This window comes from Sphingobacterium sp. BS-2 (assembly GCF_046161205.1).
GTDB classification, from domain to species: Bacteria; Bacteroidota; Bacteroidia; order Sphingobacteriales; family Sphingobacteriaceae; genus Sphingobacterium; species Sphingobacterium mizutaii.
Genome location: NZ_JBIXGO010000003.1, coordinates 19906 through 32884, shown reverse-complemented (window position 1 = coordinate 32884; position 12979 = coordinate 19906). Strand labels below are relative to the sequence as shown.

Here is a 12979-nt window from a genome sequence, read left to right as displayed (position 1 = left end):
AACCCCTTTTGGGGTTCCATTATTTTAGCTGGCATGGCACGTTAGCCTGGAAGTCGCGCAAAAACGATGTTCGATTAATCGAACATCGTTTTTGCATTAACCCTATATTGTTCGATATCATTGCTAAAATAATACTGCCCTTCTAGGGCAGTAGGTTTCCTAAAGAGATATTCATCAAGAAAATAAATATGGGTCTAAATACCTAGAAATACAGTTCTACCTAACTTCATTGGTAGGGTTCCCCGAAGGGTCTCGGAAAATCCACACCTCATTTGAAATAGATTGTTCTTCTTACGATTCGATGACAACAATCCCTAAAAAAAAAATAAAAAATAGATTCTTCGCTGTGCTCTGAATCCCTCTCAGGAATATCCAATTCTGAACGAATTTGAAGATTCTGTACGTATGTATCCACTCTGATCTTGTCATTTTCCATCGAAGATGGAGAACCTGTACGCCAATTCAATCATTTTTTGTATAGTTCCGAGAACCTTCGTGCCTCAGGTTGACACCGGAAAAAGAAAGCAATTTTTGCGATTTACTGCCCGAGAGGGGCAGCATTATTTTAGGATTGAATTATTTTAGGGCAGCATTATTTTAGGCTAATGCAAAGGGGATGTTTGCTGGAAAACCCTACACTATATACAATAAAAAAAGCTGCCCTTGAGCAGCTTTTTTATATCATTACGCATTATCTTGATTTAAAGATTGCTTATAAATAGCCTTCTTAACTTGGATACGACGAGCAACAGATTTTTTCTCATAAGCTTGACGCGAACGTAATTCTCTTAAAACACCAGTCTTCTCGAATTTCTTCTTGAAACGTTTTAATGCTCTATCTAGAGATTCTCCTTCTTTTACATTTACAATAATCATAGCTTTTTTGTATACCTCCTTCCGTCGTGAAAATTCTTGGTCTGCAAAGATAAGTAAAGCAATGACATTACGCAAGGTAATTCTAATATAATTTCAAGTCAGCAACAATCTGCTCCAATGGCCTCTCTGCGCTGCACAGAACAGTCTGGATACCAAGCTTTTTGGCTCCTTCCAAATGTTGCGGACTGTCATCGATAAACAGCGATTCTTCAGGAATTAGATTATTCTGCTCCAATACACGTTCAAAAATTGCGGCATCTGGCTTGCGTAATCCCTCTAAATGGGAATAATATGTCCGTTCAAAAAACACATCATTGCTAGGGACGCCATATTTCTCCTGGATGTGGTTCATGCAATAAGCATAGTGCAATTCATTATTATTGCTACAAAGGAAAGTACGGTAATTTTCCCTTAGATTCTCCAAGATTTCATGCTTTCCTTCTGGCACACCAAGCAACAAGGAATTCCATGCAGTATCTATCTGTTCATCGCTTAGATCGTATCGATCGGCCTTTTTACGGACGCCATCCCTAAACTCCGGAACAGAAATCTCACCTTTGTCAAAAGCATCAAACAAAGAGTCCTGACCTTGATGTCCAAAAAATTCATCTACGTTTTTTATCCCTAAATCCATAAAGGCTTGACGCACTTTAGGAAAGTCAATCATAAAGATTACATTTCCATAATCCAGAATAACATTTTTAACTTTTTGCATATAAAAATTTTGTTTTCTCGTCTCAAATATCGATAATTGCATCGTCAAAACGGGTATCCTATACCCATTTTAACAGCACAAAAACTGCGCCTATAGCTCAGTCGGTTAGAGTAGAAGACTCATAATCTTTTGGTCCCTGGTTCGAGCCCAGGTGGGCGCACAGAACGAACTCCCTCACCATTAAATGGTTGAGGGTTTTTTGATGGAACTAAGCAAGCGTAAATTAGCGAACGCATAAATTAGCTTTTAAATTTTTGATATAAGACCTCATGGGGATTCCATTATTTTAGCTAACATGTCAGGTTAGCCTAGAGATAGCGCAAAAAGATGTTCGATTAATCGAACATCTTTTTGCATTAGACCTATATTGTTCGAAACCATTGCTAAAATAATTCTGCCCTTCTAGGGCAGTATGTCGCATAAATGCTTTCCTTTTCCGGTGTCAACCTGAGGCACGAAGGTTCTCGGAACTATACAAACATTGATTGAATTAGCGAACAGGTCATCCATCTTCGATGGATAATGACAGCAGGTAGAGGCATTCTCGTACAGATTCTTCACTTTCCGTTCAGAAATGGATATTCCTGAGAGAGATTCAGAGCGCAGCGAAGAATCTATTTTTTTATATTTTTAAGGGTCGGTGTCATTCCGTAATCGTAAGATGAGGAAACTATTTTCTTTAGAAAGATTTGCAGAAAAATATTTCACCCACGCTGTGGGTTATCCCTTGGACGCTACAACATTCTACAAAGATGTCACCCCCGCTAGGGGTTTTGGATTAGAGCATTTTGTTTTTAGACCTGTAGGACCAAATAGGTCCTATTTTTATACCTCATGCTTTTGGAGAATATTCTCGCCATAGATTCATTTTATTTTTAAAAATAAGATGAATCTGCCTTTATAATGATTAAAAAAAACATGTTTTTTTAACCCAAATTTTGGAATTATAATAGGGGTTTTATTCGAGGCATGTTCGAGAATGATTCGAGGATAGTATTGGGATACCATTGCTTGTGTTGCGAAATTTCAAAATATGTCTCGAATAAGGTCAGAATTAAGGCTACAAGGTAAATCATAAGGTTTTATTTACCGTCTTTTTATAGTTTATTAAAAAGGTTTTGTTTTGCCAGGAGTCTAAATACTAAATACTTTCTACTAAATTACTACTAAAATAATTTCAAGATTGTTTTTCTTTATATTTATATGAATCTTAACCAAAACCCCAAAAGTGGGGAATATATAACCTTGATTCACTATGAAAATAAATCTAATAGAAAATCTGGTCTGTAAAAAGGATCATTTTTTAAATGTAGAAGGGGAGGATATAGTCTTGGTCGCTAACCGTTTTCAATTTGACATAAAGAAATTGAATGATATTGATTGGGTTCTTATTTTTTATTGGATTAAAAACTTTCATTTAAACAATGAGAAAAAGCCTGTCTTAGATTTTCAGTCTATTTCCATATTTCACATAACGAATGACGATAAGAAATATGATTATGCTCCGTTGAAAGAAGCACTTACAAAACATGAAATTGAAAACAATTCGGTTATTAAACAAGAATATTTCTCAAAATTGGAGGGTACCGACCATTTGTTTTTTAGTCTTTTAGAGAATGATGTGGATCCTGAAAATTATAGAATAGACAATTGGGTCTTAGACGAAGCTCAAAAAAAGGGAATCGATATTTCTTGATCTTACAAGATTGTTAATAGTATTTTAGTTGCCACTCAAGATCTAAACCATGGTAGCAAAAAGTGAGATAATTATACCTATACCATGTACTTGGATGAAATCAAGAATATTTGGACAAGCAAGGAGGCCGCTTTCAAATCCTATGTAATGAAAAATGTCTCGAATGCCATTGGCATTCATTTCACAAAAATATTTAATGAGATATGATCGGTGTTCATTATCCGAACAGACAAAAAAGGCTATATACTGGAAATGGTTAACTGGGAATTTAGCCGTCGGGAAATTTTTTCAATCCAGAATTTGCTATTAAACAAAATAGGGATCAATTTTTAATGATCCCTATTTTTTCATGAGTTTTTTGAAACTACTTTTCTAATTCACTCTTTAAATTGGATTTTAAAGAATCTACTAACTCTTGCATATTATTTACCTTGTTTGAATTCAGATATTTGTTGGTAATTTTAATATCGTCTTTTAATTTATTAAAATATTCTAATGGAATTCCTTTGGATTTAAAGTCTGATTTTGAAGCTTTTAAAGCAATTTTATTATCTTGAACATATATGTCTTGCACTAAAACTTCAATTAATTTGTGTGCAATAATCTTTTCTTCCTCAGTTCTTAGGGAATCTGGAATTGTTTGTACATATTTAAAATTCCTATTATGATTATTGCATGCAATAATTATTATAGAACAACAAACAACGGAAATATATTTTTTAAATTTTAATAGCATGTCCAATTTGCGGTTCCTCCATTAGTGTCAGTAGTTCGAAAAGTTATTTCAACATAATAATTTGAAGCATCGATATTTACATCTACTGTTGTGTTTGTGAATGATGATCCAACAACTGTTTAGATTTGCAGTCGTCAATAATGCAATTTAAGTAAAAATAAATAAAAAACACCTTCATGGCAAATGTATTGTAACCTATAATTAATAAAACATAAAACACAATTAATTGTATTTTGTTTATTTGGATTAATGAATATTCTTAGAAAAAAGCTGAGGTGGAATTGTTATTATATGTAATTGTAATAAACTCGAAAAAGTGATAAAATAGTTGGACACGTTGGACACTTGGATATAGCAATATCAAAGTATTATATTATTTATTAATTATTTATCTTATTTATATTAAAGTAAAATCTATTATTATTCTTTTTGATATAGTTGATTTATTCCTAATCAAAGAAAGTCTAGAAGATTACTTTGATATGTACATCAATGAAAGAATGTTGAAATACAACGCAGCAATAAATCAAATTCATAGAATTTGATAATCATCTTAATTTCTACCATTTAAACCATTGGTATTACTGAGAGGTAAAAGGATTGGGAAACAATAAATAATTTATCTATTTAACATAGCTTGGAGATAAGTCTATTTTTAAATACTCTGAATTAGTTTAGTATAACTTTATTGAGTCATTTGGAGTTTCCGCTCTAGGTCTAAATACTAAATACTTTCTACTAAATACTAAAAAAGCCGCTTTAAGCGGCTTTTTTCAGTACCTCCGGTAGGAATCGAACCTACATCATCAGAACCGGAATCTAACATTCTATCCATTGAACTACGGAGGCGGCTCGCCAAAAATAATACTTTTTATGGGTTTTATACAACAATAGCCTGCTGATTTTAGCAAGCTATTGATTTTGAGCGTCTCAATGTATTAATGTCCTTCGTGGCCTTCTGCTACAAGGTGGAATTCCACTTTAAGATCTAGGTCGTTCGCACCACCGAATTTGTTGAAATCTGGATTGAAGATATCAGTTTTAGGATTGATCGTATTCTTTACACCAGGGTTTAAGTGGCGCATCAAATAGCGGAATGTAAAGCTGTCTGAAGCTTTCAAAACTGTGATATATCCTGTAACACCAACGTTAGCAGCTTTACCATCGGCTGTCTTGTCGCTGTATTCAGCTGCAAGGGTACCTGCAGGTGCACCTAAAAGGAATGCAAAATGCTGGTCGGCACGGTCAATAAAGGTTTGTTGGCTTTCACGACCAGCAAAATCTTTGACCATTAGTTCGAATTTGTAAGATTTTCCAACTTCCAAATGAACATGAGCACCAACTGGTGGAAGGAATTTCTCGCCAGTAAACTCCACTTTTTCGATTTCAGGATTAGCGATTTCATGGTAGTGGTAATGGTCATCGTGTTTTTCAGCTTCCACTTCGGTAAAGGTCAAAGTCGCTGCACTCACTTCTTCTTGGTCGATTTCTGGAGTAGGGTCGTCTTTAGAACAAGATTGGAAAGTGAAGAAAGAAGCTAATATGAATAAAATAAAGATGTTTGATTTCATGATGTGATTTTTTAGAATTTATAGTTAAGTGATAGAATAAAATTCCTTCCTGGGCGGTGAGCATAGTACCTAAATCGGTCCATATAGTCTTTGTAGCTTGTGTTGAAAATATTTTCAACCGCCAAGGAAAGTTGGAGCTGTTGCTTATTAATAGTTAGTGGATGTGTAATATATGCATGAAACAAATGGTATGCAGCCGGTGGGGCAACATAATCCGTGCCTGCTGTGTACCTATTCTGTTTGGCTACAAACTCATGGCTTATCTTGATATATCCTTTTTCAGGACCGGCATAGTACCATTGTATGGCATTCTGCATCCTGTCTGATGGGATATAGGGCAAGTAAGTGTCTGTACTGATGTTTTTGGCCCTCACTAGGCTAGCCTGCAGCGTGTATTGTAGGTTAGGCAGAAACTTCCATTGCAATTGCAGGTCTGCTCCATAGAATAATGCTTTGTCCTGTCCGTAGCTAAATACAGGAAAGGTCCCGCGGATGGTCTGGCGCACCGAGTCTGGATTTGGAGCTGCGTAGATATAGTTATGGATGTATTGTCCAAAGATATCTGCGGTCAATGCCAAGGTTTCAGATTTATGGGATATGGAATGCACCCATTTTAGACCTTGTTCAGCTTTGAGGTCCAAGTTTCCGATTTCATAGATGCCGGCACCATGGTGGACACCATCGCTGTACAGTTCGTTTGCAGTAGGAGCACGCCAAGCAAGACCAATGCTGCTTTTGTATTGCCAAGTAGGATTGATGTTGTACGCTGCAGCAAGGGATCCAGAGAAGTTATGGAAGCTTCGCGTATCCTCCAACAAATATTGCTGAGGGACTGACTGTTCTTTATCGGTATATTTATTACGATATCCTGCTGCGTCGAAATACCGATAGTCGTAGCGCCAGCCTGCTTCCAAGAGCCATTGGTCGAATTGGAATTGATGGATCCCGAATATGCCTAGGGAATAGTTATCGAAGTTAGGGATGATAGGAGTGGTGCCTGTTCCGGCGGTATTATTGTTTACCTGGTTACCTAGATCGATCCCAAAACTATGGGATTTCGCCTTTAGCATCACTTCGAGTTGTTGTGTGGTCAATACCATATCTGACATGGGAATATTGTCTGCAACCGCTCTACGCATATCAAATTCCTTGCGATGGTTCTGCTGAAATGCATATTGAGCCTCCAGTTGAAGTCCGTTATTCAGTTTATATTGATATTTTAACTTCCCTAATTGATGGGTTACATCTTGCTTAGGTGCATTGATCTTATAGCTGAAATCGTATTTTTCAAATGGTTCTCCATTTTCTATCCGTGCATAGATATCTTCGATACTTCCTATATGGGCACCATAAAATACCCCTAGTTCGGTTGAAAATCTGCTGTAATAGGCTTCTAAGAAATTGTTTTCCTTGCGGTATTGTACTGTTCCAGAGATGTTGATCTCTTCAACACCTGTATTTCCCAATACATAATCCGGCGTCCTGCTATCGCCAAGTTTTTTACCTGAACCTTGAATCTTCCAAGCTAAACCTTCGATGGATTTGATGCCACCTTGCAACTGAAGGTTTGCCGTTCCACCCCGGCCATTTGATTGGGCAATAAGGTCGGCTCTTCCTTGGAATTTGCTAGGGTCGATTTGCTGTGCTTTCGCGATCAATACGCCACCTAATGCATCAGCGCCATAGCGTACAGCCTGCGCACCTTTGATGACTTCAAATTCATCTGCCGTAAAGGGATCCATTTCTGGAGCATGTTCCATTCCCCATTGCTGTCCTTCCTGTTTCACTCCGTTGTTCAAGAGAATGATCCGGTTGGAATGCAAACCATGAATGACCGGTTTTGCCACGGAATGGCCAGAATTTAGAATGGAAACACCCGACAGCTGAGAAAAGACTTCAGCGGCTAACTTACCCTTGCTTTCTTCGATCTGTTCTTTATCAAGCTTCGCTCTTACAGCTGCTCGTTGTTCTTCAACTTGTGCAGAAACTTGTACAGCATCGATTTTCTCGGTGAAGCTTTTCAATTTGATTTTCAGAACAATATCGGAATCCACATGAACAGGTTGTTCAAAGGTTTCGTAGCCTAGGGCAGTAACTTTTAGCGTAAGGTGTTGATGCCCTTGGCCCACTTTAATCTTAAAGTTTCCATGGATATCGGATGAGGTACTGATGTCTGAGTTATCGATACTGATATTTGCTGCAAATATCGGCTGATCGTTCTCATCCATGACCATACCTTTTATGTATTGATTGGATTGGGCCTGTGCCACAGCGCTATTCAATAAAAATAGGATGAGCACGGTCCATGCATATTTCAACATGTATGTTGTGGTAAAAAAATGGTATTAAATGCTATATATTACACGTTTGGGGTATAATACGCATAAGGGGGAGCCCGAAGGCTTTTGCTGGATTTGGGTTCCAAAATCGGAGCTTCAAAGACTAAGATGCTTTGAATCGTATTTAATAGAAAACCTTTCGGATTTGATTCCCAATGGAATGGGGTTTCAACCTGTATACCTTGCTGAAAGAAAAGAAAACAATAATGACAGTCCTCTGCATGCGAGTGATCGTGTTGATGCTTATGGTTTAGTTCGCAGGAATCTTGGTTTTCATGGCTGTGATCATGGCGGTGCAAAACAATCAGGCTAATGGAAAGGAACATGATGCCAATCCATAAGGATGATATTACCTGTTTATACGACCTCAATAATCTAATCACAGTGCAAAGATAATGTAAATGCAATGCTGTTGCAAATTAAATTAAACTTTGTTGCATTATGATCTGGGGTGGAACTGGGTAATTACACTTTGCAGGTATTCTTTGTCGATGTGTGTATAGATTTCGGTAGTTGTAATGCTCTCATGGCCAAGCATATCCTGTACGGCCCTAAGATCGGCACCTCCTTCCACAAGGTGGGAAGCAAAACTGTGACGAAAGGTATGCGGACTGATTTCCTTGCTCAATCCAATCTTATTCGCTAGGTCTTTAATGATCAAATAAATCATGACACGGGACAATGGTGCGCCACGGCGATTTAAGAATACATAATCTTCTTTACCCGGTTTGATAACTTGATGGACACGGATTTCTTCTAAATATATCTTGAGAAACTTGATAGCTTGCTGCCCAATGGGGATCAGCCTTTCTTTATTCCCTTTTCCCTCCACTTTGATGAATTCAACGTCCAGGAAAAGATTGGATATTTTGAGATTACAAAGTTCAGAGACCCGCAAGCCACAACCGTACAAGATTTCGAGGATGGTTTTGTTTCGCATGCCTTCAGGCGATGACAGATCGATAGCGGCAATGAGTTGATCGATTTCTTGGATACTGAGAACAGCAGGGATCTTTCTGGAAAGGCGAGGGGACTCGATCAATTCTGCGGGATTGTTTGAGAAGCCATGTTCAATCTGAAGGAAGCCAAAAAAGGTCTTGATCCCAGATAGAAGCCTGGCTTGGGTAAATTCGGATACGGCGAATTCATTGATCCATTGCAGGAATTGCTGGATGTGCTGGGTTTGGAATTGCCTCAGTTCAATTTGTTGTAACTCGGCAAAACTTTGGAGTTTTTGGACATCATTTAAATAGGCAGCAATACTATTGTCACTCAATCCTCTTTCCAATAATAAATATCGCTTAAAATCCCTTTTAGTCAGTTCCCAATCCATTTGTTAAAAAAATATAATTCTATAGTTTGAATATAAGATTTGTTTTAAAGCTAAATAAATTTATTGTAGATTGCTTTCCAAATATAATTTAGTAACCATTCTAGTAAATTTTTTTTGAAATTATGAAACTTCTAAAACCCTTGGCATTAGCATTTTTATTGCCTTTTGCAACAGAAATGGCTAGTGCGTATGTGCCAACAAACTTTAACCCAGAGGCGAAAGTCATCTTGATGAATGACTCGCTGAAATGGGATGCAAAATTGCCCTTTGATAAAGATGTTATTAAAGGCAAGTTAGCAAATGGATTCCAATACTATATACGCAAAAATACTGAACCGGAAAAACGTGTGACCATGTACTTGGCGATGAAGGTCGGTTCAATCCTTGAAAATGAGAAAGAACTGGGCTTGGCGCACTTTATGGAGCACATGAACTTTAATGGTCTTAAACATTTTCCAAAGAATGATTTGATCGACTATTTGCAAAAAGCAGGTGTGCGTTTTGGCTCTGACTTGAATGCTTATACCAGTTTTGATGAAACTGTTTATCAATTGCCTATTCCCTCGGATGATCCTGAATTATTGAAAAATGGCTTGCAGGTAATGCGTGATTGGGCGCAAGACGCATTATTGGAGACTGATGAGATCAATAAGGAACGTGGCGTAATCATGGAAGAGATGCGTGGTGGACGCGGTGCTATGCAACGTATGCGTGATCAGTACATCAAAGTAATGTTGAATGGCTCACGCTATGCCGATCGTCTTCCTATTGGAACGGAACAAGTGATCATGAACTTTGATCCTGAAGTAATCCGTAATTTTCATGCTGAATGGTACCGTCCTGATCTGCAATCCCTCATTATTGTCGGTGATGTAGATCCGCAGCAGATGGAAGCTGAAGTGAAAAGATTGTTCTCGGACATGAAGGTTCCTAAAACCATCAAACCACGTACGGAATACAAGGTGGACCTGTTGAATAAAAACCAATTCATTAAGGTGACGGATCCAGAAATGACCTATACCGTTGGTCAGATCATGATCAAGCACCCAGAGGAAAAGGTAAGTACGGTCAAAGACTATAGGAGAGAATTGTTGAAAGATGTTTTCAACCAAATGATCAATGCCCGTTATAGTGAATTGAGCCAATCTGCCAACCCTCCATTTATTCAAGGTGGGGTAGATATCTCGGGATTCATGGGTGGATTGGATAATTTAGGTGCATTTTTTGTTTCAAAACCAGGACAATTTGAGGAAGGCTTTAAAGCCATTGTCAGAGAATTGGACCGTTTCCAAAGGTTCGGATTTACCGATACTGAATTTAAACGTGCTATCAGCTCGATTGCAAAAAACAATGAGACTTCTTATGTGGAGCGTGATAAAAGAAAGTCTGATAGCTATGTAAATTCCTATCTGAACCATTTCTTGAAGGATGGTCCTGCATTGAGCAATGAGGATAGATATGAAATCACGAAACAATTATTGCCTACATTGACCTTGAAAGAGGTAGAATCTGTAGGTAAGGAATTCTATAAAGATATAAACCGTGATGTGTTGATCTTGGCACCAGACGCTGAGAAAGATAAATTGCCGGAAGAAGCAGCCGTAAATTCATGGTTTGCAGCTATCGAAAAGGAAGATATAAAACCTTATGATGATAAGGTTTCTGATCTGCCAATGTTGTCTAAAACCCCAGTTAAGGGTTCGATAAAGTCTGAAAAATCAATCGACGGCATTGAGACCAAGGAATTGACCTTGAGCAATGGGGTAAAGGTTCTATTGAAACCGACCAAGTTCAAGAATGATCAGATAATGATCTCTGCTTACAGCCCAGGTGGTACTTCATTGTATTCTGATGCTGATTATATGTCTGCATCTTTTGCTGGAAATTTAGTGAACAGCTCAGGTATCGGACAGTTGAATACCGTTGAATTGCAGAAAAGCTTGACCGGTAAGGATGTGAACATCAGCCCTTATATTTCTGAACGTTCTGAAGGTTTAAGAGGTGCAACAGATAAGGAAAGTTTGAAAACTGCCTTCGAAATGGTCTATGGTTATTTTACAGAACCTAGAATTGAGGATGATGTATTCCAAAGTACCATTAGCAAGCAAAAGGACATGATGGCAAACCGTGACAACGATCCTAACTTTGTTTACGGCGATGCAATACAGCGTACGCTTTATGGAAATAGCATCCGTCGCATCCCTTATACCGTTAATGACCTTGATAAAGTAAACCAAGCTAAAGCTTTAGAGATCTATAGAGATAGGTTTGCTGATGCTTCTGATTTTACCTTTGTGATTGTTGGATCCTTTACTGAGGATGAAATCAAGCCATATCTAGAAGAATATGTTGCTTCATTGCCAACCACAAACCGTGCTGAAAAGCCTAAGGACTTGAATCTTTATGAAAAAAATAAAGGCGTTGAGAAGATCGTAAATAAAGGTAAAGAGGCGAAAGCAATGGTTCGTTTGACCTTATATGGCGATTATACCTATAATGAGCAAGAGAACATCAATGCAAGTGCTTTGGAAACTATTCTTACCAATAAATTGATCGAACGCCTTCGCGAGGAAGAAAGTGGTGTTTATGGAACAGGAGCAAGATTCTCTTACAGTAAATTCCCTAAACCTAGATATTCCTTCTTGATAGCTTTTGGTACAAGTGTAGACAAATACCAATCCTTGATTAATTCTTCTATGGATGAGATCAAAAAGCTAAAAGCGAATGGTCCATCACAAGTTGATTTGGATAAGTTCAAGATCGAAGAAAAGCGTCAATTGGAATTGGACCTTAAAGAAAATGGATTCTGGGCCAGTGAAATACTAGGTTCCGTTCAAAATGAAACCGATCCAACCAAAGTTACCCGCTATCTGGAAGAATTAGATAAAGTAACGGTTGAGTCTGTCAAAGCCGCTGCAAACAAATACCTGAAAGAAGAAAACTTCTATAAGTTTATCCTCCTTCCGGATGCAACAAAATAAAAATCGAAAGCCCCCGCTAATAACGGGGGTTTTTGGTTTTTAGGCAATACATGCATTTGAACCAGGATGGGCATCGACTCCGCTCAGCCAACGAGGATTAGAGGATAAACCAAGATCAAACCGATGGTCGAGCGGAGTCGAGACCCGGCACAGGATTATGGTTGGTAATTCAATCGCCTATATAATCTTCAATGTTGGTAGGGGTGTATCCATACGCCCGCCGCATGCATTTGAACCAGGATGCCCTTCGACGCCGCTCAGGGTACAGGATTAGAGGATAGACCAAGATTGCAGCAAGATAGGGTTTAGAAAGGTGTCAAATTTGATACGTAAAGAACCCCTTTTGGGGTTCTATTATTTTAGCAGACATGGCGCGCTAGCCTGAAAGTCGCGCAAAAACGCTGTTCGATTAATCGAACAGCGTTTTTGCATTAGTCCTATATTGTTTGAAACCATTGCTAAAATAATTCTGCCCTTCCAGGGCAGTAGGTCGCAAAAAAGATATTTTTCTGGAAGATAAATATGGGATTGCTTAGTTAGAAATATAGTTCTAACAAACTTGTCGATGGTAGATACGAAAAATATCAGAATATACACAGCAAACTTCTAATGAAATTTAATGTTAGGCATTGGCGTACAGTTTTTAAATCTTCGATTTAAGATGACATGATCTCATGTGGAATTACCGTACAGATTCTTCACTGTTCGTTCAGAATTGGGAGTAGACTATGA

9 protein-coding genes and 2 tRNA genes are annotated in these 12979 nt (G+C 38.0%); 4 read left to right on the top strand and 7 right to left on the bottom strand.

The window, feature by feature from the left end; translation table 11 throughout:
• Window positions 1–684: 684 nt before the first annotated feature.
• Together rpsU and ACK2WI_RS00825 are read right to left on the bottom strand one after the other, a co-directional pair.
• The gene (gene rpsU, locus ACK2WI_RS00830) at window positions 685–876 is read right to left on the bottom strand and encodes a 30S ribosomal protein S21 (RefSeq protein WP_093097788.1); all 192 of its coding nucleotides are present in this window, start codon (window positions 874–876) and stop codon (window positions 685–687) included.
• An 82-nt stretch (window positions 877–958) separates the two neighbouring features.
• Window positions 959–1591: an HAD family hydrolase gene (locus tag ACK2WI_RS00825; protein WP_409149292.1), complete on the bottom strand. Its 633-nt coding sequence runs from the start codon at window positions 1589–1591 to the stop codon at window positions 959–961.
• Between the two features lie 86 nt (window positions 1592–1677).
• On the opposite strand from ACK2WI_RS00825, the gene ACK2WI_RS00820 reads away from it, so the two are divergent.
• A tRNA-Ile gene (locus ACK2WI_RS00820) sits at window positions 1678–1751 on the top strand.
• 1095 nt (window positions 1752–2846) lie between these two features.
• Window positions 2847–3287 carry a hypothetical protein gene (locus ACK2WI_RS00815; protein ID WP_409149290.1) on the top strand — a complete coding sequence of 147 codons (441 nt, stop codon included), beginning with the start codon at window positions 2847–2849 and terminating at the stop codon, window positions 3285–3287.
• Between the two features lie 364 nt (window positions 3288–3651).
• On the opposite strand, the gene ACK2WI_RS00810 is transcribed toward ACK2WI_RS00815, so the two are convergent.
• The 4 genes from ACK2WI_RS00810 to ACK2WI_RS00795 form a co-directional block, all read right to left on the bottom strand.
• On the bottom strand, window positions 3652–4023 hold the full coding sequence (locus tag ACK2WI_RS00810; protein ID WP_312698372.1) for a hypothetical protein: 372 nt from the start codon (window positions 4021–4023) through the stop codon (window positions 3652–3654).
• 777 nt (window positions 4024–4800) lie between these two features.
• Window positions 4801–4872 (bottom strand) — tRNA-Arg (locus ACK2WI_RS00805).
• Between the two features lie 89 nt (window positions 4873–4961).
• The gene (locus tag ACK2WI_RS00800) at window positions 4962–5594 is read right to left on the bottom strand and encodes a hypothetical protein (RefSeq protein ID WP_409149288.1); all 633 of its coding nucleotides are present in this window, start codon (window positions 5592–5594) and stop codon (window positions 4962–4964) included.
• Window positions 5595–5605: 11 nt separating this feature from the next.
• Entirely contained in the window at window positions 5606–7915 is a 2310-nt protein-coding gene (locus tag ACK2WI_RS00795) for a TonB-dependent receptor (RefSeq protein WP_409149286.1), read from the bottom strand.
• 178 nt (window positions 7916–8093) lie between these two features.
• Here ACK2WI_RS00795 and ACK2WI_RS00790 point away from each other — a divergent pair, with 178 nt between their 5' ends.
• Complete coding sequence (locus ACK2WI_RS00790) at window positions 8094–8246, top strand: hypothetical protein (RefSeq protein WP_409149284.1); 153 nt, start codon at window positions 8094–8096, stop codon at window positions 8244–8246.
• A gap of 126 nt (window positions 8247–8372) precedes the next feature.
• Here the strand turns inward: ACK2WI_RS00790 and xerD are convergent, their stop codons facing one another.
• Window positions 8373–9266, bottom strand: coding sequence for a site-specific tyrosine recombinase XerD (gene xerD, locus ACK2WI_RS00785; protein ID WP_409149282.1), 894 nt, complete (start codon window positions 9264–9266; stop codon window positions 8373–8375).
• A 122-nt stretch (window positions 9267–9388) separates the two neighbouring features.
• On the opposite strand from xerD, the gene ACK2WI_RS00780 reads away from it, so the two are divergent.
• On the top strand, window positions 9389–12247 hold the full coding sequence (locus ACK2WI_RS00780; protein WP_409149280.1) for a M16 family metallopeptidase: 2859 nt from the start codon (window positions 9389–9391) through the stop codon (window positions 12245–12247).
• The last annotated feature ends 732 nt before the right edge of the window (window positions 12248–12979 follow it).

Coding starts and splice junctions, on each gene's coding strand:
- xerD (WP_409149282.1), bottom strand. CDS start 9,266: ATGGATTGGGAACTGACTAAAAGGGATTTTAAGCGATATTTATTATTG.
- ACK2WI_RS00795 (WP_409149286.1), bottom strand. CDS start 7,915: ATGTTGAAATATGCATGGACCGTGCTCATCCTATTTTTATTGAATAGC.
- ACK2WI_RS00800 (WP_409149288.1), bottom strand. CDS start 5,594: ATGAAATCAAACATCTTTATTTTATTCATATTAGCTTCTTTCTTCACT.
- ACK2WI_RS00815 (WP_409149290.1), top strand. CDS start 2,847: ATGAAAATAAATCTAATAGAAAATCTGGTCTGTAAAAAGGATCATTTT.
- ACK2WI_RS00790 (WP_409149284.1), top strand. CDS start 8,094: ATGGGGTTTCAACCTGTATACCTTGCTGAAAGAAAAGAAAACAATAAT.
- ACK2WI_RS00825 (WP_409149292.1), bottom strand. CDS start 1,591: ATGCAAAAAGTTAAAAATGTTATTCTGGATTATGGAAATGTAATCTTT.
- ACK2WI_RS00780 (WP_409149280.1), top strand. CDS start 9,389: ATGAAACTTCTAAAACCCTTGGCATTAGCATTTTTATTGCCTTTTGCA.
- rpsU (WP_093097788.1), bottom strand. CDS start 876: ATGATTATTGTAAATGTAAAAGAAGGAGAATCTCTAGATAGAGCATTA.
- ACK2WI_RS00810 (WP_312698372.1), bottom strand. CDS start 4,023: ATGCTATTAAAATTTAAAAAATATATTTCCGTTGTTTGTTGTTCTATA.